Source organism: Enterobacter sp. Ap-1006 (genome assembly GCF_011752835.1).
Taxonomy (GTDB): domain Bacteria; phylum Pseudomonadota; class Gammaproteobacteria; order Enterobacterales; family Enterobacteriaceae; genus Cedecea.
In genome coordinates this window covers 467,197-493,279 of sequence record NZ_VWWU01000001.1, presented here as the reverse complement: position 1 = coordinate 493,279, position 26,083 = coordinate 467,197, and the positions used below count along the sequence as shown (strand labels likewise).

General features: G+C 54.1%; 21 protein-coding genes and 1 tRNA gene. 12 read left to right on the top strand and 10 right to left on the bottom strand.

The features are described from left to right. Positions 1-82: 82 nt before the first annotated feature. From F3J28_RS02280 to yejF, 4 genes are read left to right on the top strand one after another with little or no spacing between them, the layout of a single operon-like run. Positions 83-1,882, top strand: coding sequence for an extracellular solute-binding protein (locus F3J28_RS02280; RefSeq protein ID WP_502706892.1), 1,800 nt, complete (start codon positions 83-85; stop codon positions 1,880-1,882). A 1-nt stretch (position 1,883) separates the two neighbouring features. After that, the gene (locus F3J28_RS02275; protein ID WP_166872295.1) at positions 1,884-2,981 is read left to right on the top strand and encodes a microcin C ABC transporter permease YejB; all 1,098 of its coding nucleotides are present in this window, start codon (positions 1,884-1,886) and stop codon (positions 2,979-2,981) included. Continuing rightward, on the top strand, positions 2,978-4,003 hold the full coding sequence (locus tag F3J28_RS02270) for a microcin C ABC transporter permease (RefSeq protein WP_166872292.1): 1,026 nt from the start codon (positions 2,978-2,980) through the stop codon (positions 4,001-4,003). The genes F3J28_RS02275 and F3J28_RS02270 overlap by 4 nt, the downstream gene beginning before the upstream one ends. 2 nt (positions 4,004-4,005) lie before the next feature. Continuing rightward, positions 4,006-5,595: a microcin C ABC transporter ATP-binding protein YejF gene (gene yejF / locus F3J28_RS02265; protein WP_166872289.1), complete on the top strand. Its 1,590-nt coding sequence runs from the start codon at positions 4,006-4,008 to the stop codon at positions 5,593-5,595. Between the two features lie 2 nt (positions 5,596-5,597). Here yejF and F3J28_RS02260 read toward each other — a convergent pair whose 3' ends face one another. From F3J28_RS02260 to rsuA, 3 genes are all read right to left on the bottom strand, one after another. Beyond that, a complete protein-coding gene (locus tag F3J28_RS02260; protein WP_008459886.1) occupies positions 5,598-5,942 on the bottom strand; it encodes a YejG family protein in 345 nt (114 codons plus the stop codon). Between the two features lie 337 nt (positions 5,943-6,279). Next, entirely contained in the window at positions 6,280-7,476 is a 1,197-nt protein-coding gene (locus tag F3J28_RS02255; protein WP_166872287.1) for a Bcr/CflA family multidrug efflux MFS transporter, read from the bottom strand. A 15-nt stretch (positions 7,477-7,491) separates the two neighbouring features. After that, positions 7,492-8,193 carry a 16S rRNA pseudouridine(516) synthase RsuA gene (gene rsuA, locus F3J28_RS02250; protein WP_166872284.1) on the bottom strand — a complete coding sequence of 234 codons (702 nt, stop codon included), beginning with the start codon at positions 8,191-8,193 and terminating at the stop codon, positions 7,492-7,494. Between the two features lie 198 nt (positions 8,194-8,391). Between rsuA and radD the strand changes: the two genes are divergently transcribed. The 3 genes from radD (at position 8,392) to F3J28_RS02235 (ending at position 11,114) form a co-directional block, all read left to right on the top strand. Beyond that, a complete protein-coding gene (gene radD, locus F3J28_RS02245) occupies positions 8,392-10,152 on the top strand; it encodes a DNA repair helicase RadD (RefSeq protein ID WP_166872279.1) in 1,761 nt (586 codons plus the stop codon). A 127-nt stretch (positions 10,153-10,279) separates the two neighbouring features. Continuing rightward, on the top strand, positions 10,280-10,564 hold the full coding sequence (gene rplY, locus F3J28_RS02240) for a 50S ribosomal protein L25 (protein ID WP_008459879.1): 285 nt from the start codon (positions 10,280-10,282) through the stop codon (positions 10,562-10,564). 94 nt (positions 10,565-10,658) lie between these two features. Continuing rightward, positions 10,659-11,114, top strand: coding sequence for a DOPA 4,5-dioxygenase family protein (locus tag F3J28_RS02235; protein ID WP_166872277.1), 456 nt, complete (start codon positions 10,659-10,661; stop codon positions 11,112-11,114). A 53-nt stretch (positions 11,115-11,167) separates the two neighbouring features. Here the strand turns inward: F3J28_RS02235 and yejK are convergent, their stop codons facing one another. Continuing rightward, on the bottom strand, positions 11,168-12,175 hold the full coding sequence (gene yejK / locus F3J28_RS02230; RefSeq protein WP_008459874.1) for a nucleoid-associated protein YejK: 1,008 nt from the start codon (positions 12,173-12,175) through the stop codon (positions 11,168-11,170). 136 nt (positions 12,176-12,311) lie between these two features. On the opposite strand from yejK, the gene F3J28_RS02225 reads away from it, so the two are divergent. From F3J28_RS02225 to F3J28_RS02215, 3 genes are all read left to right on the top strand, one after another. Continuing rightward, positions 12,312-12,539, top strand: a complete 228-nt coding sequence (locus F3J28_RS02225) for a YejL family protein (RefSeq protein WP_008459871.1) — start codon at positions 12,312-12,314, stop codon at positions 12,537-12,539. A gap of 19 nt (positions 12,540-12,558) precedes the next feature. Next, entirely contained in the window at positions 12,559-14,322 is a 1,764-nt protein-coding gene (gene yejM / locus F3J28_RS02220) for an LPS biosynthesis-modulating metalloenzyme YejM (protein WP_166872274.1), read from the top strand. A gap of 76 nt (positions 14,323-14,398) precedes the next feature. Further along, positions 14,399-14,475, top strand: a tRNA-Pro gene (locus F3J28_RS02215). A 112-nt stretch (positions 14,476-14,587) separates the two neighbouring features. Here the strand turns inward: F3J28_RS02215 and mgtE are convergent. From mgtE to F3J28_RS02185, 6 genes are all read right to left on the bottom strand, one after another. Then, entirely contained in the window at positions 14,588-16,015 is a 1,428-nt protein-coding gene (gene mgtE / locus F3J28_RS02210; protein ID WP_166872271.1) for a magnesium transporter, read from the bottom strand. Between the two features lie 109 nt (positions 16,016-16,124). Beyond that, positions 16,125-17,771, bottom strand: coding sequence for a multidrug ABC transporter permease/ATP-binding protein (locus tag F3J28_RS02205; protein WP_166872269.1), 1,647 nt, complete (start codon positions 17,769-17,771; stop codon positions 16,125-16,127). 83 nt (positions 17,772-17,854) lie between these two features. Continuing rightward, positions 17,855-18,496 carry a DNA oxidative demethylase AlkB gene (gene alkB / locus F3J28_RS02200; protein ID WP_166872266.1) on the bottom strand — a complete coding sequence of 214 codons (642 nt, stop codon included), beginning with the start codon at positions 18,494-18,496 and terminating at the stop codon, positions 17,855-17,857. Next, complete coding sequence (gene ada, locus F3J28_RS02195) at positions 18,496-19,569, bottom strand: bifunctional DNA-binding transcriptional regulator/O6-methylguanine-DNA methyltransferase Ada (RefSeq protein ID WP_286177874.1); 1,074 nt, start codon at positions 19,567-19,569, stop codon at positions 18,496-18,498. Before ada ends, alkB begins: the two co-directional genes overlap by 1 nt. Positions 19,570-19,642: 73 nt before the next feature. After that, on the bottom strand, positions 19,643-20,689 hold the full coding sequence (apbE, locus tag F3J28_RS02190; RefSeq protein WP_166872263.1) for an FAD:protein FMN transferase ApbE: 1,047 nt from the start codon (positions 20,687-20,689) through the stop codon (positions 19,643-19,645). A gap of 130 nt (positions 20,690-20,819) precedes the next feature. Further along, positions 20,820-21,914 carry a porin OmpC gene (locus tag F3J28_RS02185; RefSeq protein ID WP_166872260.1) on the bottom strand — a complete coding sequence of 365 codons (1,095 nt, stop codon included), beginning with the start codon at positions 21,912-21,914 and terminating at the stop codon, positions 20,820-20,822. 837 nt (positions 21,915-22,751) lie between these two features. On the opposite strand from F3J28_RS02185, the gene rcsD reads away from it, so the two are divergent. Further along, positions 22,752-25,415 (top strand): phosphotransferase RcsD, encoded by a 2,664-nt coding sequence (rcsD, locus tag F3J28_RS02180; RefSeq protein WP_166872257.1) that lies wholly within the window; start codon positions 22,752-22,754, stop codon positions 25,413-25,415. 16 nt (positions 25,416-25,431) lie between these two features. Continuing rightward, complete coding sequence (rcsB, locus tag F3J28_RS02175; RefSeq protein WP_008459849.1) at positions 25,432-26,082, top strand: response regulator transcription factor RcsB; 651 nt, start codon at positions 25,432-25,434, stop codon at positions 26,080-26,082. Position 26,083: the final 1 nt, after the last annotated feature.

Sequence of the window (26,083 nt, the reverse complement as noted above, 5' to 3'; positions counted from 1 at the left end):
TTACCGGGCGCTGCCGCGTGACGCCTGCGCTTTCCCATCCACCGGGCAAGGAATGAAGATGACAAAAGCTGTACGTGCACTGATGCTGCTTTGCCTGAGCACCTTTTCCCTTACGCCACGCGCCGCAGAGATAAACGAAAGCTACTCTTTTGCCGTCCTGGGCGAACCTAAATATGCCGTCAACTTCACGCAGTTTGATTACGTCAATCCCGCAGCCCCCAAGGGCGGAAATATCACGCTCTCGGCCATTGGCACTTTTGATAACTTCAACCGTTTTGCCATGCGGGGTAATCCGGGCGTTCGCACCGACACGCTGTATGACACCCTGTTCACCACTTCCGATGACGAACCCGGCAGCTATTATCCTTTGATTGCCGAGATGGCCCGCTACCCGTCCAACTTTGCCTGGGCGGAAGTGTCCATTAACCCGCGCGCCCGCTTTCAGGACGGCAGTCCGATTACCGCCGAGGATGTCGCCTTCACCTTCAATAAATTCATGACGGAAGGCGTGCCGCAGTTCCGCCTGATTTACAAAGGGGCAACGGTACGCGCCATTGCGCCGCTCACCGTGCGTATTGAGCTTGCCACACCAAGCAAAGACCGGATGCTGGGCCTGTTTTCGCTCCCGGTGTTCCCGGAGAAGTTCTGGAAGGATCATAAGCTGAGCGACCCGCTCTCTACCCCACCGCTTTCCAGCGGGCCCTATAAAATCACCGACTGGAAAATGGGGCAATACATTACCTACTCGCGAGTGCGGGATTACTGGGCGGCAAACCTGCCGGTAAACCGCGGGCGCTGGAACTTTAATACCATCCGCTACGACTATTATCTCGATGATGACGTGGCTTTTGAGGCGTTCAAGGCCGGGGCATTTGATTATCGCACTGAAGTCTCAGCCAAAAACTGGGCCACGCGCTACATCGGGAAAAACTTCAGCAACCATTACATCGTCAAAGACGAGCAGAAAAACGAATCCGCCCAGGACACCCGCTGGCTGGCGTTTAACATCCAGCGCCCCATTTTCAGCGACCGCCGGGTAAGGGAAGCCATCGGCCTGGCCTTTGATTTCGAATGGATGAACAAGGCGCTGTTTTATGGCGCATACAGCCGGGCCAACAGCTATTTCCAGAATACGGAATACGCCGCTCGCGGTTACCCGGACGCCGACGAACTGATGCTGCTGGCGCCGATGAAAAAGGATCTCCCGCCGGAGGTCTTCACCTCAATCTATACCCCGCCGAAATCAGACGGACGCGGGTTTGACCGGGAAAATCTTCTCAAGGCGCTCAGCCTGCTTAAAGACGCGGGCTGGGAGTTAAAAGACCAGAAGCTGGTGAATGTCAGCACCGGCCAGCCGTTTGTGTTCGAACTGCTGACCGGCACGGCCGGCAACACGCAATGGATCCTCCCCTTCCAGCGCAATTTGCAGCGCCTGGGCATCACCATGAATATCCGCCAGGTCGATAACTCGCAGCTTTCAAGCCGCCTGCGCAGCCGCGACTACGATATGATGCCAAGTTTATACCGCGCAATGCCTTACCCAAGCCCGGATTTGCAAATTATCTGGGCCTCGGAGTACATCAATTCCAGCTATAACGCGCCGGGGGTACAAAGCCCGGTAGTCGACAAGCTCATTGAGATGATTATCGCCAACCAGGGCGACAAGAAAAAACTTCTGCCGCTGGGCCGTGCCCTTGACCGCGTGCTGACCTGGAACAGCTACATGCTGCCGATGTGGTATATGTCGGCCGACCGCCTGGCCTGGTGGAATAAGTTCTCCCGCCCCGCCATTCATCCGCTCTACAGCACCGGGTTTGATAACTGGTGGTATGACGTCAACAAAGCGGCTAAGCTGCCCGCCGACCGGCGTCAGGGGGAATAACGTGGGCGCTTATATTCTGCGGCGTTTGCTGCTTATCATTCCCACGCTGTGGGCAATCATCACCATTAACTTTTTCATCGTGCAGATTGCCCCCGGTGGGCCGGTGGATCAGGCCATTGCCGCAATACAAATGGGCCACACAACCGGCATGCCGGGCATGAGCAACGACGCTATGGGCAGCGGTCATGCCCGAACGGGCGTGGGTGACGCCACCAGCAGCCAGTATCGTGGGGGCCGCGGCCTTGACCCGGAAGTCATTGCCGATATTGTGCATCGCTACGGGTTCGACAAACCGCTACACGAGCGCTATTTCACTATGCTCGGCGACTACTTGCGTTTCGACTTTGGCAACAGCCTGTTCCGTAGCTCCTCGGTGATTAAACTGATAAAAGACAGCCTCCCCGTTTCCATTTCCATCGGACTGTGGAGCACGCTGATTATTTATCTGGTGTCGATTCCGCTGGGGATCCGTAAGGCGGTCAGCAATGGCAGCAGCTTTGATATCTGGAGCAGCATTTTCATCATTATCGGCTACGCCATTCCGGCTTTTTTGTTTGCCATTCTGCTGATTGTGCTGTTTGCCGGCGGGACTTATCTCGACTGGTTCCCGCTACGAGGACTAACGTCGGCCAATTTTGACGCCCTGCCCTGGTACAGCAAGATTACTGACTATCTGTGGCACATCACGCTGCCGGTGCTGGCGACGGTTATCGGCGGCTTTGCCACGTTAACCATGCTGACGAAAAACTCCTTTCTCGATGAAATTCGCAAGCAATACGTGGTGACGGCGCGAGCCAAAGGGCTGGATGAGAAAAAAATTCTGTATCGCCACGTCTTTCGTAACGCGATGCTGCTGGTGATTGCCGGGTTCCCGGCGACGTTTATCAGCATGTTCTTCACCGGCTCGCTGCTGATTGAGGTGATGTTCTCCCTTAACGGGCTGGGCCTGTTGGGCTACGAAGCCACGATTTCCCGCGACTACCCGGTGATTTTCGGCACCCTTTATATTTTTAGTCTGATTGGCCTGCTGACCAACATCATCAGCGATGTCACCTACACGCTGGTCGACCCCCGTATCGATTTTGAGGGACGCGGATGAGCCGATTAAGCCCGGTAAACCAGGCGCGATGGGCGCGCTTTCGTCAGAACCGTCGCGGCTACTGGTCGCTGTGGATCTTTGCGCTGATTTTTGTCCTGAGTATGGGGGCGGAGCTGGTCGCCAATGAGCGCCCGCTGGTGGTTAACTACGAGGGTAAGCTCTGGTTCCCGGCGCTGAAAAACTACAGCGAAAGTGATTTTGGCGGCCCGCTCTCAACCCCTGCGGACTACCAGGATCCCTGGCTAACGGAACGCCTGAATGAAAAAGGCTGGATCCTCTGGGCGCCGATCCGCTTTAGCAGCAACACCATCAACTACGCCAGCAATGTCCCTTTTCCTTCCCCGCCCAGCGCACAAAACTGGCTTGGGACCGACGCCAACGGCAGCGATGTGCTGGCAAGGATCCTCTACGGCACGCGCATTTCCGTGCTCTTCGGTCTATTACTGACCTTTTTCTCCAGCATGATTGGCGTGCTGGCCGGGGCTGTGCAGGGCTACTACGGCGGACGCATTGACCTGTGGGGACAACGTTTGATTGAAGTCTGGTCCGGCATGCCGACGCTGTTTTTGATCATCATGCTCTCCAGCGTGGTACAGCCCAATTTTTGGTGGCTGCTGGGTATCACCGTTTTGTTTGGCTGGATGGGGCTGGTGGGCGTTGTGCGGGCAGAATTTTTACGCACCCGCAACTTCGACTATATTCGCGCGGCGCGGGCGATGGGCGTCAGCGACTGGTCAATCATGACCCGGCATATGCTGCCCAACGCCATGGTGGCTACCCTGACCTTCCTGCCGTTCATTCTGTGTGCGTCGATAACGACATTAACCTCGCTGGATTTCCTCGGTTTTGGTCTGCCGCTGGGCTCGCCCTCGCTGGGGGAACTGGTGTTACAGGGCAAAAACAACCTTCAGGCTCCCTGGCTGGGCATCTCCGCGTTTTTATCTCTGGCCATTTTACTCTCCCTGTTAATTTTTATTGGCGAAGCGGTTCGTGACGCCTTTGATCCGGCTAAGGCGCGCTGACCATGACCACTCCGCTTCTCGCTATCAACGATCTTTCTATTGCTTTCCAGCAGGGCAAAAACCTGCGGCAGGTGGTGGACTCGGTTTCGCTTCGGGTGGAAGCGGGTGAAACCCTTGCGCTGGTCGGCGAGTCTGGCTCAGGCAAGAGTGTGACGGCGCTTTCAGTGCTGCGCCTGCTGCCGTCTCCGCCGGTGGTTTATCCCTCCGGGGAAATTTTGTTTCACGGCAAAGACCTGCTAAACGCACCGGAAAAGACGCTGCGTGGCGTTCGCGGCAATAAAATCGCAATGATATTTCAGGAACCGATGGTGTCGCTCAATCCTTTGCACACCCTCGAAAAACAGCTGTATGAAGTGCTCTCTCTCCACCGGGGAATGCGGCCTGAACCTGCCCGCGCGGAGATCCTCACCTGCCTCGATCGCGTGGGCATTCGCAACCCTGCGACCCGGCTTCAGGACTACCCTCACCTGCTGTCCGGCGGCGAACGCCAGCGCGTAATGATTGCGATGGCGCTGCTGACTCGCCCTGAATTGCTGATTGCCGATGAGCCGACGACGGCGCTGGATGTTTCGGTTCAGGCGCAGATCCTGCAGCTGCTGCAAGAGCTGAAGCAGGAACTGAATATGGGCCTGCTGTTTATCACCCACAACCTGAGTATCGTGAAAAAGCTGGCGGACAACGTGGCGGTGATGCGTCACGGCAAATGCGTGGAGCAACAACCCACCACCGATCTGTTCAGTCATCCACAGCATCCCTATACCCAACAGCTGCTGAACGCTGAACCGTCCGGCGACCCGGTGCCGCTGGCAGCAGACGTTATTCCCCTGCTCAAAGTTGAGGATCTGCAGGTTGCGTTTCCCATTCGCCGGGGCTTGCTGAAAAGAACGGTGGGACACCACTACGGGGTTAAAAATCTTAGCTTTGAACTGCGGCCAGGGGAAAGCCTCGGGCTGGTTGGGGAATCAGGATCGGGCAAAAGCACCACCGGCCTGGCGCTGCTGCGATTGATTCATTCCACGGGCACTATTTGGTTTGACGGCCAGCCGCTCCACCAGCTCAACCGTAAGCAGCTGCTGCCGCTGCGCCGCCAAGTGCAGGTGGTGTTCCAGGATCCTAATTCGGCACTGAATCCACGCCTGGATGTGCTGCAAATTGTAGAGGAAGGCCTGCGGGTGCATCATCCGGCGTTAAACGCCGCAGAACGTAAGGCCAAAGTGGTTCAGGCGCTGGAAGAGGTGGGGCTGCAGGCGGATATGCTCCACCGCTACCCGGCTGAGTTTTCCGGTGGCCAGCGCCAGCGCATCGCTATCGCCAGAGCGTTGATTTTGCAGCCACAGCTTATCGTGCTGGATGAACCGACCTCTTCGCTCGATCGCTCGGTTCAGGCTCAGATTCTGGCGCTGCTAAAATCTCTGCAGGAAAAACACCGCCTGGCTTATATCTTCATCAGCCATGATTTACAGGTAGTGAAAGCACTTTGCCATCAGATGGTGGTACTGCGTCAGGGAGAAGTGGTCGAACAGGGAGACTGCAGGCAGATCTTTAGCGCCCCACAAAGCGACTACACGCGTCAGCTTCTGGCGCTCGCCTGAATTCAGAAAGGATTATGGCTGGAAAAAGATTCGGCGATAGCAACGCCCACGTTTTTCAGGCGACAGGTTGCCGCCAGCTCGTCCTGCAGGTTAACGAACAGGCACGGCTCGCCTTCACACTCCACGACGGAGCTGTCCACTTCAATATCGCTTAATGCCTGGCTGAGCGTATCCATGATCGGCCACGCTTTTTCCCCGTCCGGACTAAGCAACTTCAGGCCAATCAGGCAATCGTCATCCTGTTGCGCATTTTGCGGAATCGGTTCAACTCTGGAGCCTGCAAAACCCGTCAACCAGCGGTAGCTCTGCGGCAAACGATGCACGATGGACAGTTGTATGGTGTTCAATTTCATTTCCCCGGAAGTTCCAATCGGCAATTTATCTCAAACTCTTTACACAAAGGTTAACACAATGTTGATAAATTGCGTTTAAACGAGCATTAAAACGGCTCACATCTTATGTAGAGATTTCAAAACTAACGCTTTATTTTTGTGCTATAGCACGCGTTTCGGCGCTATATGTATCGCTTTCTGAGATCTAACTCAACCTTTTTAACTACAAAGTTGTGACTTTTTACAGTTGAGCCTTTTACATATGCGAAACATATATCTTATATCAACAGAGATTATACGGGAATTTTCGGGAAGAGTACGGGCGTTTCTAAACCAGAAACGCCCGCAGTTTTCAGGCTTTCGAGTGGCGGGCTTTGCTGGCGTAGAAGTAGAACAGCACGGAGGCCGTAGCACAAATAGCAATGGACCAGATCATCGGCCACGCGGTGTTAAAGGTGGCCACCGAGAGCAGCGCCCCGGTTAACGCGCCAATGCCAAAGCGGAATGTCCCGGCCAGCGAAGACGCCGTGCCGGCCATATGCGGGAATTCATCCAGAATAACCGCCATCGCATTGGATGACACCAGCGACACGCAGCTGATAAACACCGCCACGCCAAGCACCATCGCCCAGAAGCCAAAATCCAGCTGGCTGCTGACCACCAGCCATACCGCCATAGCAAACTGAATGCATAGCCCGGTACGGAACATGTTGATCGCCCCAACCCGACGCACAAAGCGGCTGTTGATCATGGTCATGAAGAACAGAAACACAACGTTCAGCGCAAAGTAGTAGCCAAAGTGCTGCGGTGATACATGGTTTAATTCGATGTAGACGAACGGCCCGGCGCTGAGGAACGAGAACATCCCGGCAAAGCTGAAGCCGCTGGCCAGCATATAGCTCAGCACCCGCTTATGGCGGAAAAGCGTGGCGAAATTGCCCGCCGTGGTGCGCAGATTAAACTTCTGCCGCATTTCTGGGGCAAGCGTTTCGTGAATAAAGAAGAAAATCATCGCCGATGCAAGCAGCGCGGCGGCGGCCAGAATCCAGAAGATCGTGTGCCAGCTATACCACACCAGCACTGCGCCCCCGATCATTGGCGCCACCAGCGGCGCAATGGTGGTAATCAACATCACGAAGGACATCATCCGGGAGAACTCTTCCTTCGGATAGATATCGCGCATCAGGGCGTTGATCACCACGCTCGCCGCCGCGGCCGCGAGGCCGTGCAGAAAACGCATCCAAATTAGCTGATCGATAGTCTGTGAAAGCGCACAAGCAATTGCCGCCAGCGCGAACACCAGCGTGCCGCCCAGCACCACCGGCTTACGCCCAAGGCTATCGGCCATCGGCCCGTAGAAGATCTGCCCGATGGCAAAACCCAAAATATAGGTACTGAGGGTCATTTGTGCGCTGCCCGCCGGGACATTAAAGCCCTGGGCTATCATCGGCAGCGCCGGTAAGTACATATCAATGGACAGCGGCATCAGCATCGCCAGCAGACCAAGGATAACGATAATACCGACAGAAGAGTTCTGTTTACGGCTCAAAAGTGACTCCGGTGATTAGGGCATGCCGACGCTGGCAATTTCCTGTTCGGTTAACGGGCGGTACTCCCCCGGCGCCAGTTCAGCATCCAGGGCGATGTCGCCAATCCGCTCACGGTGCAGGCCAACCACATGATTGCCCACGGCGGCAAACATGCGTTTTACCTGATGGTAACGGCCTTCGCTGATGGTCAGACGCACTTCCGTCGGCGTAATCACTTCCAGCACGGCAGGTTTGGTGAGGTCTTTCTCATTATGCAGCTGAACGCCTTTGGCGAAGTGTTCCGCCGTGCCTTCTTCAACCGGTGATTCCAGCGTCACCAGATAGGTTTTCTCGCAGTGATGGCGTGGAGAGGTAATGCGGTGTGACCACTGGCCGTCGTCCGTCATCAGTACCAGGCCGGTGGTGTCAATATCCAGACGACCTGCGGCATGTAACTTGTGCGCCACCGGCTCGTCGAGGAAGTAAAGCACCGTTGGGTGATCGGGATCGTCGGTAGAACAGACGTACCCCTGCGGCTTGTTCAGCATGAAATAGCGCGGGCCGTGCTGCTGGGTCAGTGAATTACCGTCAAACGCGACCTGATGTTCCGGCAGCAGTTTAAAAGAGGCGTCGCGCACAACTTCACCGTCAATAGTGACGCGGTTAGCACGGATTTCACGGCCAGAAATAGCGCGGCTGATGCCGAGCTGCTGAGAGATAAATTTGTCGAGTCGCATTAGTGTATTGCCTGTTTCATGAAGGTGCCGACAAGTGAGCGTGCGGCAGGGGCTGGAGCCCACATTCAGGTGGAAATTGGTTTGCCTGATAATTAGTTTGCCAGTATAGCGACATCAAAAACTCTCTCAAGGTAAAACGGTGCTTTATGGCATAATCGTTGCAGTCATTTGATAACAAGGTTGAAAAACCGCCCGGCCATGTCTTTTACTCTTCGTCCTTACCAGCAAGAAGCGGTGGATGCCACCCTCAGTTACTTCCGCAAGCATCCTGAACCTGCCGTCATCGTGTTGCCCACCGGCGCGGGCAAAAGCCTGGTGATTGCGGAGCTTGCAAAAGTGGCGCGCGGGCGCGTGCTGGTGCTGGCTCATGTGAAAGAGCTTGTGGCGCAAAACCATGCGAAGTATGTCTCTCTCGGGCTGGAGGCAGATATTTTCGCCGCTGGCCTGCAGCGCAAGGAAAGCCAGGGCAAAGTCGTGTTCGGCAGCGTTCAGTCCGTTGCCCGCAACCTCGAGCATTTCCACGGTGAGTTTTCCCTGCTGATTGTCGATGAGTGCCACCGCATCGGCGACAGTGACGAAAGCCAGTATCAGCAAATTCTGGCGCATCTGCGCGGCAACAATCCCCGGCTGCGGCTATTGGGGCTGACCGCCACGCCCTTCCGCCTCGGCAAAGGCTGGATTTATCAGTTTCATTACCACGGCATGGTTCGCGGCGATGAAAAGGCGCTGTTTCGCGACTGCATTTACGAGCTCCCGCTGCGCTATATGATTAAGCATAGTTACCTGACGCCGCCGGAACGGCTGGATATGCCGGTGGTGCAGTACGATTTTAGCCGTCTGCAGGCGCAGTCCAACGGGCTGTTCAGCGAAGCGGATCTGAACCGCGAGCTGAAACAACAAAAACGCATCACGCCGCATATCATCAGCCAGATCGTTGAATTTGCCGCAGACCGACGCGGCGTGATGATCTTTGCCGCCACGGTAGAGCACGCGAAAGAGATAACCGCCCTCTTGCCTGCAAACGATGCAGCCCTGATCACAGCCGACACGCCAGGCCCTGCGCGCGACAAGCTCATCGACGCTTTTAAAAATCAGCAGTTCCGCTTTTTGGTGAACGTGGCGGTACTGACCACCGGTTTTGACGCGCCGCACGTGGATCTGATAGCCATTCTGCGCCCTACCGAGTCCGTGAGCCTTTACCAACAAATTGTTGGTCGCGGCCTGCGTCTCTCTCCGGGGAAAAAAGACTGTTTGATTCTCGACTATGCCGGAAACCCACACGATTTATTCACGCCGGAAGTGGGCCACGCCAAAGGGAGGAGCGACAACGTGCCGGTGCAGGTTTTTTGCCCTGCCTGCGGGTTTGCCAATACCTTCTGGGGAAAAACCACCGCTGATGGCAAGGTGATTGAACACTTTGGCCGCCGCTGCCAGGGCTGGTTTGAAGACGATGACGGCCTGCGCGAGCAGTGCGATTACCGCTTCCGCTTCAAAAACTGCCCAAACTGCAATGCTGAAAACGATATCGCCGCCCGCCGCTGCCATCAGTGTGACCACGTCCTGGTCGACCCGGACGATATGCTTAAAGCGGCGCTGAAGCTGAAAGATGCCCTGGTGCTGCGCTGCAGCGGCATGACGCTTCAGTCCGGCGGAGACGCTAAAGGCGATTGGCTTAAAATCACCTATTACGACGAAGATGGCGCAGACGTCAGCGAGCGCTTCCGTCTCCAGACGCCGGCCCAGCGCATGGCGTTCGAACAGTTGTTTATCCGCCCGCACTCGCGCGCGCCCGGCGTGCCGTTACGCTGGATCACCGTCGCGGATGTTGTGGCTCAGCAGCCGCTGCTACGCCATCCAGATTTTGTGGTAGCCCGTAAAAATGGCCAGTTCTGGAACGTCCGTGAAAAGGTTTTTGACTACCAGGGGCGCTTCCGCCGGGCCAACGAATTACGCGGCTAACGGGTACTTTTCATTGCCGGCAGAGTCGGATACGGCTATAATGCCGCCCGCTTTTGCATCCGCAAAGCAGAAAACTTTACCTGCTGCTGGGTCGCCTGTAGCAGGCTTATTTAAAGAGAAACAGTCAATGTTTACTATCAATGCAGTAGAACGTAAAGAGCATGGCAAGGGTGCGAGCCGCCGCCTGCGTGCAGCAAACAAATTCCCAGCTATCGTTTACGGTGGCGCGGAAGCTCCTGTATCCATCGAACTGGATCACGACGCCGTAATGAACCAGCAGGCTAAACCTGGTTTCTACGAAGAAGTTCTGACCCTGTCTATCGACGGTAAAGAAGTAAAAGTGAAAGTTCAGGCTGTGCAGCGTCACCCGTTCAAGCCAAAACTGACTCACATCGACTTCGTTCGCGCTTAATCGCGAGTTAAGTTCGAAAAAAACCCCGCTTCGGCGGGGTTTTTTGTTATATAAGCATTCCCGACGCCACGCCTGGCCAAAAGAGACAAATTCCATGGTTGAAAAAATCCCTGTGGGTGCATCGCTGGTACCCGCCGTAGAGAAGGATATCCAGGCTATCAGGACGATACAAAGCTACCACGCCCATATCTATTTCGAGACGCCTGAACAAAGGCTGATTGCGGAACGGATTCGGGCAGAGATTGCGCTGCGTTTTTCAGTGCTGCTGGGGCGCTGGCACGATATGCCCGTTGGCCCTCATGCGCTACCAATGTATCAGGTTGCTTTTATGCCGGAGGAGTTTGCGCGATTTGCGCCGTGGTTGATGCTGAACCGCTGCGGGTTAACCGTACTGCTGCATCCCAACACCGGGCAACCCAGGGCCGATCATACCGATCACGCCGTCTGGATGGGGCAAAAGCTGGAGATCCGCCATTTGCAGCAACTGCCTGAAAACGAAGGACCGGAGCCAGACTACATTCCGAATACTGCCCCGACGGTGTCGCCTTAAGCATCAGCATGATGATACGGCCCGGCTAAAAACAGGCGAGCCGTGTTGGCAGGTTATTTACCAGAGGAACGGCGTTGAAGCTGATCGCGCAGATTCGGCGGCGTCCCTTTAATGGTTAGGGTGTCGGTTGCCGGATCCCAGAAAATACGCTCCCCCAGCAGCATGGCATCAAAGTTAATCGTCAGCCCACCGCCGCTGCCAGCGTATTTGGTTAGCTGTCGCAGCGTGCCGCGATCCGCCGGGAAGCTCTCTTCCAGCTCATAGCCTTTTTCGGCGGTGAACTGCTGGAAGTTTTTGTCGTCAACCGCCCACGGCAGCTCATCCGCCAGCGAAGAAAGTTCAATCTCTTCCCCCGCCTGAAGCTGTTCGTTGCAGTAAGCGTAAACCTGCTGGCGCGCGGCCTGGCGTTCGTTTTTGTCCAGCTGAGCTTCGTTCGTGAAGTCGTCCAGCGCCTGCAGCAGACCTTTGTTCTGCGCTTTGGCGTTCAACCCTTCGCTGGCGCCCAGGAAATCCATAAAGAAATCGGCCACTTTGCGCCCCACTCTGCCCTTCAGGAAGGTCAGGTAGCGGGTAGATTCCGGGTTGGTTTCCCACTCGGTCAAATCAATACGCGCCACGATATCCGCATGGTTGATGTCGAGATAGTGAGTCGCGCTGATATCCAGCTCTTCGTTAACGCGCATGCTGCTCAGATTGTTCAACACCGCCACAAGCAGGTATTCGACCGCCAAATATCGATAATGGCAGAACAGCACGATACCGCCGTCGGCAAACGGATATTTTGCCAGCTCATCGCGAAGACGACCGGTCGCCGCACGGGTAAAGGCGAGAAAATCTTCATCGCCATTTCGCTGCAGGCGCAGCGCCTCGGCCAGTTCGCTCTCTTCGCTGAACAGGCCGTAAGCTTTATTTTTAGCGCTATATACGCGATGCAGTTCCGCCATCATCTCTTCGACGGCACCGTCAGTTGCCAGCAGCGAGTCGCGCAGCACGACGTCCAGCGTCTGCTCATCGCGCTTAATCAATTGATGCAGGGCAATCTGGTTGATATCCAGACTCATGTTAAACTCTCCTTTAAGACCGGGCGGTATTCAACCACTGCCGCTACCGGGACGCAAGTCGTGATAAAAAAGCGGAAAAATCGTCCCTGCTACGGTAAGATAATGCCCTTTCCCGAATACGAATGATTTTTAATTTATGCCACAAACATCCCGCTACAGTGACGAACAAGTTGAAGCGATGCTGACCGAACTGGCAGCCGTGCTGGAAAAACACCACGCGCCTACCGATCTTTCCCTGATGGTATTGGGAAATATGGTCACCAATCTGATAAACACCGACGTGGCGTCCGCTCAGCGTCGTCCTTTGGCTCGCTCCTTTGCTGAGGCGCTTCAAGCTTCGGTGAGCGAAGATAAAGCCCACTAAGGAACTATCGTAACAAGTTATGGTGACTAACCGTCAGCGCTACCGCGAAAAAGTTTCCCAAATGGTCAGTTGGGGGCACTGGTTCGCCCTGTTTAATATCCTGCTGGCCATGCTGCTGGGTAGCCGCTATCTGTTTATCGCCGACTGGCCAACGACGCTGACGGGGCGAATTTATTCGTACGTGAGCGTTGTTGGGCACTTCAGTTTTTTGGTGTTTGCCGCTTATTTACTGCTTATCTTTCCGCTGACGTTTATCGTTATGTCGCAGCGCCTGCTGCGCTTTATCAGCGCGGCCCTGGCCACGGCGGGCATGACGTTACTGCTGATAGACAGCGAAGTTTTCACGCGTTTCCACCTCCACCTGAATCCCACCGTCTGGGAACTGGTGATTAACCCCGACCAGGGGGAGATGGCCCGTGACTGGCAGCTGATGTTTATCAGCGTGCCGGTGATTTTGCTTATTGAGATGCTGTTTGCGACATGGAGCTGGCAAAAACTGCGCAGCCTCGGGCGTCGTCGGCAATACGCGCGTCCTTTAGTGATTCTGTTCTTTATTTCTTTCTTTAGTAGCCACCTGATGTACATCTGGGCGGATGCTAACTTCTATCGCCCGATTACTATGCAGCGGGCGAATCTGCCGCTCTCATACCCAATGACAGCCCGTCGTTTCCTTGAAAAACACGGCCTGCTGGATGCCCAGGAATACCAGCGCAGGCTGGTGGAACAAGGTAGCCCGGCAGCGCTGTCGGTCCAGTATCCGCTGAGTAATCTGCAATTCCGCGATATGGGTCTTGGTAACAATGTGCTGCTGATTACCGTTGACGGGCTGAATGCCGCAAGCATGAGCAAAGATATGCCGGCGCTGAAGGCATTTGCCCACGATAATATCCGCTTTACTCAGCACATGAGTTCCGGGAATAACACCGATAGCGGCATGTTCGGCCTGTTCTACGGCATCTCCCCGGCTTATATGGACGGTGTGCTGTCAAACCGAACCCCTGCCGCACTGATTACGGGTTTAAATCAGCAGGGCTACCAGCTTGGCCTGTTTGCATCCGACGGCTTTAACTCGGCGATGTACCGCCAGGCCCTGCTGTCTGATTTCTCGTTGCGCCCGGCCAAAAACCAGACCGATGGCCAGACGGCAACACAGTGGATCAGTTGGCTTAACCAGTATGCTTCCGAGGACAATCGCTGGTTCTCTTGGGTCGCCTTTAACGGCACCAGCATCGACGATAACGGAAATCAACAGGGCTTTGAGCAGCGCTATTCCCGCGCAGCCGGTAATGTTGATGAGCAAATTAAACGCGTACTGGATGCGCTGGAAGCGGCAGGCAAGCTGCAAAACACGGTGGTTATCATTACCGCAGGCCACGGGATTCCGCTCGGCGACCAGCGTGATTCTTTCGCCTGGTCACGTGCGCGGATTCAGGTGCCGCTAGTGATTCATTGGCCGGGCACGCCTGCGCAGACCATCACCAAACTCACCGATCATCAGGACGTGATGACCACCCTGATGCAGCGTCTGCTGCACGTTAAAACGGCGGCCAATGAGTACTCTCAGGGGGAGGATTTATTTGCCGCGACGCGCCGTAACAATTGGGTGATTGGTGCCGACAATCAAACCCTGGCCGTGACAACGCCCGAGATGACGCTGGTGCTGAATAACAACGGCAACTATCGGATGTACGATCTGCAGGGTAAACGGATCAATGAAACCAAGCCGCAGCTTGATTTGCTGCTGCAGGTGCTGACTGACGAGAAGCGCTTCATCGCCAACTAATTGTTTATTTATAAGACAGTTAGCCGCGTATTCCCTTGCAATCAACGCGGAAAAATGTACTATTATTCTTCTGCGTCGGCACGTAGCGCAGCCTGGTAGCGCACCGTCATGGGGTGTCGGGGGTCGGAGGTTCAAATCCTCTCGTGCCGACCAAATAAACATTGAAAACCAGCCTCTTATGGCTGGTTTTTTTTGTGCCTGGATTTTGCCTGAACAGCCAAAAGAAAAGCCGCCTGAACTGGCGGCTTTGTGCGGTGTTTTACACTTACAGCAGGAACAGCGTAGCCAGCCCCAGGAAGATAAAGAATCCGCCGGTATCGGTAATGGCGGTGATCATCACGCTTGAGCCGACGGCAGGATCTTTGCCCAGTTTGGTCATCGTCATTGGAATCACGACGCCCATCAACGCCGCGACCAGAAGATTCAGGATCATCGCCAGCGTCATCACGCCGCCCATCGCCGCGTCGTTGTACAACAGCCAGGTGATGCCCCCCATCACGCCCCCCCAGACCAGCCCATTGATCAACGCGACGCCCAGCTCACGCAGCATCAGGAAGGAGATGTTTCCGGCCTGAATATGCTGCAACGCCAGCGCACGCACAATCATGGTGATCGTCTGGTTACCGGTGTTACCACCGATGCCCGCCACGATCGGCATCAGTGATGCCAGAGCCACTAGTTGCGAAATGGTATGTTCAAATAATCCAATCACGCGTGAGGCCACAAACGCCGTACAAAGGTTTATGGCAAGCCAGGCCCAGCGGGTGCGCACGGCTTTGCTGACGGGTGCAAAGACATCCTCTTCGGTGCTCAGGCCGCCCATGCGGCGCAGGTCGTTGTCGGTTTCCTCGTACACCACGTCAACAATCTCATCCACCGTTAAGCGCCCCATCAGCTTGCCGGTACTGTCAACCACTGCGGCGCTGATCAAGTCATCGCGTTCAAAGGTACGCGCGGCCTGCTCGTCATGATCTTCCGGCGCGAAGCAGGTGGGGTTGTCGTCCATCACCTTCAGCACCGGCGTTTGCGGCGAATGCAGTAGAATCGCGGTGAGGTCCAGCTCACCCAACAGCGTTTTGTCCCGGCTGGTGACAAACAGTTTGTCGGTGTTCTGCGGCACTTTGCCGCGAATACGAAGGTAGCGCTGCACAACGGCAAGCGTGACATCAGGGCGCACGGTGATCACTTCAAAATCCATGATTGCGCCAACGCTGTGCTTGTCATAATGCAGGATTTGGCGAACTTGCGTGCGCTCATTCTGCGGCAGCGTGGCCAGCAAACGCCCGACCAGATCGCGAGGAAGGTACTGCGCCAGATAGATCTGATCGTCGATATCCAGCGGGCGCAGCGCATTAAGCAGCGCTTTATCGCTCATATCTTCAATCAGGTCATCCCAGACCGTCTCTGAAGCCTCAACCAGCACGCTACCGCGTCGGTCTTCGGTGACGAGGCTCCATAGCGCTAAGCGCTCTTCCGTTGGCAAGGCTTCCAGGACATCGGCGAGATCCGGCGCGGGCAGTCGCCCAACCAGCGTCACTATCTCGGCGATATCCTGCTCGGCGCTCTGTGTTTCAGCGAAAGGTTCTTTGGCCAGAATACCGCTGGCGACGGCTTTGTTGGTCAACAGAATTTGCAGAATACGTGCCCTGTCCTGGTCACGCTCTTTGGTGCTGTACTTCTGAATGGCGGTCATAAAATAATTCCCCGGAAACGACGAGTTAGTTTATAGCCTGACGGGACGAAGAAAACAAAAAACCAGCCTTAATTGGCTGGTTTTTTTACTTTGTTTAGGTGGCGCTGACTCAATGACCCGTTCTTGCTACGGCATCGCGTGAAGCTTGTGCCCGCTCGTCGCCGGTCAGCTCGCTGAGTTGGCCCTGGCGCATTTCCAGAAGCCGGTCAGCGTGAATAAAGTAGTGATCGTCATGGCTGATGGCAAAGACCGTTTTCCCCATTTGCTGCATTAACGGCAGCAATACCTGGTAAAATTCACGCCGGAAATGAGGATCCTGGTCTGCGGCCCATTCGTCGAGCAGGATGATATCTCGCTCTTCCGCTATCGCCAGCAGCAGCGCCACGCGCTTGCGCTGCCCCTTCGAAAGCTTGAGGTTGAGAATGGTGCCGTTGTCCAGCTCTAGCTTACTGCTCATTTTCAGCCGCTCGAGCCAGCTGTTTACCAGCTCAGAATTAGCCTGTTTACCCTGTGCCCCCAGAAGGCGGTCAAACAGCCAAACGTCGGTGAATACCGCTGAGAATAGCCGACGGTAGTCATCCTGCGTCCGGGCTTCAACGCGCTGGCCATCAAGATAAATCGCCCCGCTGACCGGCTGATAAAGTCCTGTCAGCAACATCGCCAGGGTCGATTTTCCGCTGCCGTTACCGCCAATCAGAAACAGCAGTTCCCCGCGCTTGATAGTGAGGTTCAGCGGGCCAACGCTAAAGCTATTATCCCCGTATTGAAACACCACATCGCGCATTTCAAGCTGCTGCCAGTTCCCGGCGGCCTTCGAACGGGGGAACGCAGCATCGTACGGGGCGAGCTGGAACTTATTCAGCTTATTGAAGGCAACCTGGGCGCTCAGCAGCGTCGGTAACGCCCCGACGGCGGAAAGGAGTGGCGTACGCAAAAATAGCAACGTTAAAGAAAAGGTTGCCGCTACGTTGGTGTCGGACCAGCCCAGGCTATTAGCCATATAAAACACCAGCCCAATCGCACCCAGCATCATAATATTGGACCAGTTCACGGCGCTAAGGTGGTAGGTATCTGCGCGGATAATATTGTTTCGATAATCGGCAGCGTGAGGCGTGTAGGTGTCTTCGTACATCCGCTCCGCACGTTCGCGGTTCAGGGCCAGTTCCTTGCGCCCTTCGATAACGGTTTGATAATCGTGATAAAGCTGGTCTTCAATTTCCCGAAGCTGGGCCATGTGTTTGTATACCCGCGCCACCAGCAGATAACCGCCCACAATGGTGATAACCAGCCATACGGTGGTCACGCCCAGCATTTTAGGTGACAGCCAGGCAAGGTAAGCTGCGGAACCGATAGCCAGAATAATGCCTTGTACCAGTTCCGGCAGGCGAACAAAGGCAATCGTAATGTTTCGCACGTCGCTGGTTAGCCCCGCCAACAGCGCGGCACTGCCCAACTGCTCGACGCGCTCTACGTCGGTGTCCATCAGGCGCTTGATAAACTCGCTACGCAGACGAAAAACAAAATGGTGGCCAAGGGTGGTTAACGCCAGCTGCGAACCCAGCGTCACGGCCATCAGCAACAAGAGTAATCCCATGAACTCTGGCAGAACCGCGAAGGTAAGATCGGGTGTCTCAATCAGACGCTGGTTAATGAACGCAATCAGGCCAATGCCTAGCGCCGCACTGGCCAGGCTTAACGCCATGACCATTACAAAAGGCCAGCGATACTGGCGATAAACCACACGAAGTAGCTCCATAATTCCCTACCGGCAAAATAAAACAGCGAGCAGTTTAAACGGCTCGCCGCCCACATCAAGAATAATTCTTATTTTTATTCGCCTTACGAGGCACGACGAAAGGTCAGGTTGTAGCGGAATTGGTCGGTGAGAGGATGAAAACCGGGTTTGAGCGGCAGAATACCGTGATAAAAAAGCCGTGACGCGCCCCCCCATACCACAACGTCACCATGCTCCAGCATGATACGTTGCAAAGGGTCCCCGCGCTGCAGGCCACCAAACTGAAATATGGCAGGCAAGCCAAGCGAAACCGAAACAATGGGCTGGCGTAAATTAGGCTCGTCTTTATCCTGATGAAGAGAGAGTTTGGTGCCTGCGGCATAGCGGTTGATCAGGCAGGCATCGGGTTCAAAATCCAGATAACCCGCCGCGCGCGAGGCTCGGTGGCAAATGGACAGAAATACTTCCGGAATCAATGGCCAGCCCTGCCCGGTCAGCGGATCCTGTGGCGAATAGAGGTAACCATTCTGATTGGTGCTCCAGCCTAATGCGCCGCAGTTGGTCATTGCCACCGACATGGTGTAGCCGCCAGGCGTCACCATATGGCGGAAAGGCGCCTGCTGAGAAACCTGCCCAACACCGGCCATCAGCGCGGCAGCCTCTTCCCGGGCAAAGCGCCGCAGAATTGTCGCGCCCTCGGCAAGCGGCTCTTCCCACGGAGATTCATCAGCAAACAAATCCAGCATTATTCTTTCTGCCTTCTCGTTTCGTTTTCCAGCAGCTGACGCTTGCGCTCCACGCCCCAGCGATAGCCGGACAAACCACCGTCGCTGCGGATCACCCGGTGGCAGGGAATGGCGACTGCAAGCGTATTAGCCGCGCAGGCTCCGGCCACGGCCCGCACGGCGGCAGGTTTACCGATACGTTCCGCCAGTTCGCTATAGCTAACGGTAGATCCTGGCGGAACGGATCGTAACGCCTGCCATACCTGTTGCTGAAATGCCGTCCCGCGAATGTCCAGCGGCAGCGAAAACTCAGCCGTAGGCGATTCGATAAAACCAATGACCTGTGCCACGCGTGAAGCGAATGCCTCATCGCCCGGAGTAAGTTGTGATGAAGGAAATTCAGTTTCCAGCTCACCGATAAGCGTTTCGGCGTTCTCACCCAACAGGATTGCACAAATACCGCGCTCGCTTTCCGCCACCAGAAATTCCCCAAGTTGGCAGGTGCCAACTACAAATTGGACATGAGCACGGGCACCACCTTTACGATACTGGCTTGCCGTCATGCCCAACGCAGCATCCGCCTGATGGTAATACGCGCTCCCTGACTGAAAACCCGCATCAAAAATGGCGTTTGTCACCCCTTTCCCTTGTGCCAGGCCAGCACGTAAACGACGAGCGCGATGCGCTTTTTGCCATGAGTTTGGCGTCAGGCCCGTGACGCTTTTAAAGAGGCGGTGGAAATGAAAGCTGCTCATGGCGACCCGCCCGGCTAGCTCATCCAGGGTCAGCGGTACTTCGCTGGATTCAATAATCCGGCAAGCTTCTTCAATGCGCGCCACTCGCTGGCGCTCAGGGGCAAGCTTATCCGGCTGACAGCGCTTGCAGGAGCGAAACCCGGCCTCTAGCGCCGCTTCTGGTGTGGAGTAGAAAGCGGTATTTTCACGTAGCGGACGGCGAGCGCTGCAGGAAGGCCGGCAGAAAATACCGGTGGTTTTGACGGCAAAAACGAATTGCCCGTCAGCCTGCGTATCGCGCTGTTCCACCGCCTGCCAGCGCTGCTGCTCTGTAATATACCCGTTTGTCTGCTTCATCATCGCGACCTCATGCTTAATTTAACGATACCATCATGGCAGCACAGGCCGGATGAAAAACTCGGGTTCTTGCTTTTTAATTTTTTTCGTCAAGCAAGAAGGTTTTGAACTGAGGCGACATCCAGCTCCGGAATCCGTCCCCTTCTTTGCTGATAAGGTAAACGGCCAGGCCTTCTTTCTCCGCAACCTGTTTGGCTTTTTCTTCCCCCAGGACCATCAACCCCGTATCCCAGCCATCTGCTTCCATCGCCGTTGGTGCAATGACGGTAGCGGAAACTAATTTATGTTCAATGGGCCGCCCGGTCTGTGGGTTAATGATGTGGGAAATACGCTTGCCGTCCAGCTCGTAATAGTTGCGGTAACTGCCTGAGGTACTGATCCCGTGGCCGTTGATATCCACCATTGCCTGCACGGCATTTTCCCGATCGGTCGGTTTCTGAATAGCTACCCGCCAGGCTTTTCCCGCCGGATTAGTGCCGCGAGTGGTGACCGCGCCTCCGACAGAAACAAGATAGCGGCTAATGCCATTTTGCTCCATCAGGCGGGCCAGATGGTCGGCGGCGTAACCCTCCCCGATGGTCGACAGGTCGACATACAGGCCGGGAAGATCTTTTTGCAGCCATTGCTTACCGGCAGCATTCACCACCTTCAGGTGCTGCAAACCGGTTAAGGCTTTGGCGACATCAATTTGTGCCTGATTCGGCGTGTGCAACGGCTGTTTATCGGGCCCGAAGCCCCACAGATTGACCAAAGGCCCGACTGTAATGTCCATCGCCCCATCGGTTTTCGCACCGATGCGCAGCGACATCGTGACAATATCACTCATCGCCTCACTCACCGGATACGGCTCAGTGCTGGCGGACTGGTTAAAAAGGGAAAGCGCCGAGTCTTTTTTCCAGGTCGACATCAGCCGATCGTCGGCATCCAGCTGATCCTGAATTTTTTTCTGCAGTGAGGCTTTCTGCGCATCATCGACATCCGCCAGGCTAACGCGCCAGTAAGTTCCCATGGTTTTACCTTCGAGTACCAGAGCCTTTGTGGCGTCAGGTGGAGCATTATCACAACCTGAGAGAGCGAAAAGAGCTAAGGCAAGCCAGCCGTGACGAATAATGCGTAAATCCATGGTGTCAGTCTCCAGTTTCGGGAGCGTAAGGGTACAGCAAAAACAGCCAGGAGAGGGAGCAAGCGGCGAACCATTGAGGTTTGAGACATAAAAAAGGCGCCTTACGGCGCCTTTGTTAGCTTGAGCTAAATTAGAACTGGTAAACCAGGCCTACACCCACAACGTCATCGGTATTGATGCCGGTTGCCTGAGTGAAGTCATTTTTGTCCAGCAGGTTGATTTTGTAGTCAACATAGGTGGACATGTTTTTGTTGAAGTAGTAAGTCGCACCCACATCAACGTATTTCAGGATATCCTGGCTGCCGTAACCTTCGATGTTTTTACCTTTAGACTGCAGGTAAGCGATGGATGGACGCAGGCCGAAATCGAACTGGTACTGAGCAACCACTTCAAAGTTCTGTGCTTTGTTTGCAAAGCCAGATTTGTTGATAGCAGTAGCGTTATAGCTCTGAGTGTACTGTGTTGCCAGATAGATGTTGTTCGCGTCGTATTTCAGACCACCGGTGTAGGTGGTTGCGTCATCACCGTGACCCAGCACGCCGGCAGCGTTCTGATCGGCAGTACGTTTAGAGCTGGAGATCGCTGAACCAACGCTGAAGCCTTCGCCCAGTGCATAGGTCAGGGAGCCGCCGAAGCCGTCACCGTTTTGGTTTACAATACCACGACCGCCTTCGGATTTAGCTTCGCCAGACTGGCTACCGTTTTTACCCTGGTATTGCAGAGCAAAGTTCAGGCCATCAACCAGACCGAAGAAGTCAGTGTTACGGTAGGTTGCCACGCCGTTAGCACGAGACTGCAGGAAGTTATCTGCACCGTAAGTATCGCCACCAAATTCTGGCAGAACGTCAGTCCAGGAAGTGACATCGTAAACAACGCCGTAGTTACGACCGTAGTCGAAAGAACCTGCATCACCGAACTTCAGACCGGCAAAGCCCAGACGAGTCCAGGATTGGTTGCTAGAGTTTTCAGTGTTGTTCGCCTGAACGTTGTATTCCCACTGGCCGTAACCGGTCAGCTGATCGTTGATCTGAGTTTCGCCTTTGAAGCCGAAACGAACGTAGGTCTGGTCGCCATCAACACTTTTGTTGTTGGAGAAATAGTGCAGACCATCAACTTTACCGTACAGGTCTAATTTATTGCCGTCTTTGTTGTAAATTTCGGCTGCATTTGCAGCGCCTGCTACCAGCAGAGCCGGTACCAGAAGGGACAGTGCTTTAACTTTCATCTTATTAACCCTCTGTTATATGCCTTATTTTATTTACCACTGCGTACTGATTAACCCTCTAATCAGTCGGCAAATTCATTGTCCAAAACAAATACTGAATAATCCAACGAGAATATGATACGAAAACTATATAGATGTTTCATTTATCAATATAGATGTATCTAAATGTAAATTGGAGGGAACTTTTTTTAGCACGAATAGCTAAAAATATAAGCATCAATAATCAAAAAATAATAACATATCAATTAAATCAATCAGTTAAACAAAAAACATAAAAGTAGCACTCAATGATAATTTTTTTATTAACTTAGGCGATAAAATCATTATCGCTATCATCATTAACTTTATTTATTACCGTCATTCGAATCTGAATGTCCATTTACCCCTATTAGTACCGGATGCTTGCATCCGGTTTTTTTTTTACCTGTCTTTACACAACTTTAATATTCCTGTGCTATCCATGCAATTTGTAACGTCTGTTAATTAATCAGTCTGCTTTTTTTCTCCATATTTCATGCAGAATGCGGATTTTTCTTAAGCAATTTTATTTTCCACGCATAACACATCCCTGACAATATTTGTACAAACATTCCTCAGCTGTACAAATTACCGACAAGACTTAAGGTAAATCATTATTTAAGGATTTTTCCTAATAATCAGTCACCTGAAAAAAAACAGAGAACACCTTATACTGCGTCAGATTGCTGACGGCACCGTCATATAAAGGTATTCTTAGCATCTGCAAGCGCTAAAACGCTAAGGCGAAACGGCTCACTCAAGCAGTTGGGCTACCTATCATCCAGGATTGGCGAGGCTTCGCCGGGTTGCATACATACAATGAGCCAGTCTGAAAATACGCCGCTAAATAAGTTTTCACTGTTCCCCGGCAACATTACCCGCTTCTTTTTGCTGCTGATCGTCGTTCTGCTGGTCTCGATGGGCGTCCTGGTGCAAAGCGCCGTTAATGCCTGGCTAAAGGACAAAAGCTACCAGATTGTCGATATCACCCATGCTTTGCATAAACGTGTAGAGACCTATCGTTACGCTACGTGGCAAATCTATGACAACATCGCGACTGCCCCGGCAGCCTCTGGCGAAAATCTCCAGGAAACCCGGCTGCGTCAGGACGTCTATTACCTCGATAAACCGCGAAGCAAAACCGAGGCGCTGATTTTTGGCTCCCATGACAGCTCCACGCTGGAAATGACGCAGCGGATATCCGGCTACCTGGACACGCTGTGGGGAGCGGAAAGTAGCCCATGGTCGATGTACTACCTTAATGGCCAGGACAACAGCATGATTCTGGTCTCAACGCTGCCGCTCAAGGACCTGTCATCTGGTTTTAAAGACTCCGGCGTCGGCACCATCGTGGATTCACGCCGCGCGGAGATGCTGCAGCAGGCTAATGCCCTCGATGAGCGGGAAAGCTTCTCGCCTTTGCGCAAACTTAACTGGCAAAACGGCCATTATTTCACGCTGAGAACCACCTTTAACCAGCCTGGGCATCTGGCAACCGTGGTCGCATTCGATCTGCCGATTAACGATCTTATCCCGCCCACTATGTCCCTGGACAGCTTCCAGTTGGATCCTGACGAACGCCAGCGGACAGCCGCGACAACTTCAACGGATAAAGACGATCCGGACAGCGTCAGCATTAACTTTAATAGTGCACGAATTGAAATTACGGCTCCGGTAGCGACGACGCAGCTCCAGCTGGTGTGGCAAGTCCCGTTTGGGACGCTGATGATGGACACGCTGCAAAATATTCTTCTGCCGCTGTTGCTGAACATCGCGCTGCTCGGTCTGGCCGTTTTTGGCTTTGCAACCTTCCGCCAGCAGCCTCAGCGGCAGTCGGAAAGCAATTCGGGGAATGGCGAGCTGCAAATACTGCGTGCGCTAAATGAAGAGATTGTCGCGATCCTGCCCCTTGGCCTGCTGGTTCACGATCTCGACGCGAACCGTACCGTGATCAGCAATAAAATTGCCGATCACCTGCTCCCCCACCTGAATTTGCAAAATATTATTTCGATGGCGGACCAGCATCAGGGGGTCATTCAGGCCACGGTCAACAACGAGCTGTATGAGATTCGCCAGTTCCGCAGCCAGATAGCCCCGCGCACGCAGATTTTTGTGATCCGCGATCAGGATCGCGAAATTCTGGTGAACAAAAAACTCAAACAGGCCCAGCGTCTGTATGAGAAAAACCAGCAGGGCCGGGCTGCCTTCATGCAGCATATCGGCGAAGCCCTGCAGCTTCCGGTTAAGCAACTGGCGGAACATGCCGCAGAAATTAACGACAGCAAACATCTGCAGCTGGCAAATGATGCCCAGGTCATTGTCCGTCTGGTCGATGAGATCCAGCTTCTCAACATGCTGGAAGCCGACAGCTGGAAAACCAGCGTCAGCGAGTTTTCTATTCAGTCCCTGATTGATGAAGTTGCCCTGTCGATGCTGCCGATTATCAAGCGTAAAGGGCTGCAGTTGCTCATCAACAATAACCTGCCGGCCGATGAAAAACGCCACGGCGACAAAGACGTGCTGCGCAAAATCCTTGAGCTGCTGCTGCACTATTCCGTGACCACTACGCAGATTGGCAAGATCACGCTTGATATTAGCGAGGAAGAAGCCGGGCCAGATCGCCTCTTGTTCCGCGTCCTGGATACCGGTAACGGTATCGGCGGCGGTGAAATTGATAACCTGCACTTCCCGTTCCTCAACGAAACCAGCGAAGACCGCTATGGGCAGGCCAACGGGCTGGCTTTCTACCTTTGCGATCGCCTTGCTCGTAAGCTCGGCGGGCATCTGAACATCAAAACGCGCCCGGACATCGGCACACGCTATAATTTACATATCAGGATGGCCGCAGAGTCACAGGCTGATTCTCGGGATGAGAGACTGCTGGATGACGTTGTGGCGATGCTGGATATTACCTCCAACGAGGTCCGAACGATTGTGACCCGCATGCTGGAAAACTGGGGCGCGAACTGCATTTCCCCGGACGAAAGACTCGCGAGTCAAGACTTTGATATCTTCCTCACTGATAATCCGTCTAATCTTACTGCTTCGGGCTTGCTTTTAAGCGATGATGAAAACGGGATGCGGAAGATTGCACCTGGCCAGTTCCGGGTAAACTTTAATATCAGCAATGCGATGCAGGACGCCGTTCTGCAGCTGATTGAAAACCAACTGGCGGAGGAAGACACACCCGATTCGCCTCTGGGCGGCGACGAAAACGCTCAGCTGCACGCCAGCGGTTATTACGCGCTGTTTGTCGACACGGTACCGGAAGATGTCACCAGACTGTATACTGAATCTGCAGCGGGCGACTTTGCCGCTCTGGCGCAGACTGCGCACCGCCTGAAGGGCGTGTTTGCGATGCTGAATCTGGTGCCCGGCAAACAGTTATGTGAAACCTTGGAGCACCACATTCGTGAAAGTGATGCTTCAAACATACAAAAATATATCAGCGACATTGATGCTTACGTCAAAAGTCTGCTGTAGCAAGGTAGCCTATTACATGAACAACATGAACGTAATTATTGCTGACGACCATCCGATTGTTCTGTTCGGCATTCGCAAATCTCTTGAGCAGATCGAATGGGTGAATGTTGTCGGTGAATTCGAAGACTCCACGGCACTGATCAATAATTTACCAAAGCTTGAAGCCAACGTACTGATAACCGATCTGTCCATGCCAGGCGATAAATACGGCGACGGCATCACACTGATCAAATACATCAAGCGCCACTTCCCTAACCTGTCGATCATCGTGCTAACCATGAACAACAACCCGGCAATCCTAAGCGCGGTGTTGGATCTCGACATTGAGGGGATTGTGCTGAAACAGGGTGCGCCAACCGATCTGCCAAAAGCGCTCGCCGCGTTGCAGAAGGGCAAGAAATTCACCCCTGAGAGCGTTTCCCGCCTGCTGGAAAAAATCAGCGCAGGTGGCTATGGCGATAAGCGCCTGTCGCCGAAAGAAAGCGAAGTTCTCCGCCTGTTCGCCGAAGGTTTCCTGGTGACCGAGATAGCCCGTAAGCTGAACCGCAGCATCAAAACTATCAGTAGCCAAAAGAAATCAGCGATGATGAAGCTGGGCGTCGAGAACGACATTGCCCTGCTGAATTACCTTTCCTCAGTGAGCCTGACGCCGGCGGACAAAGAGTAAT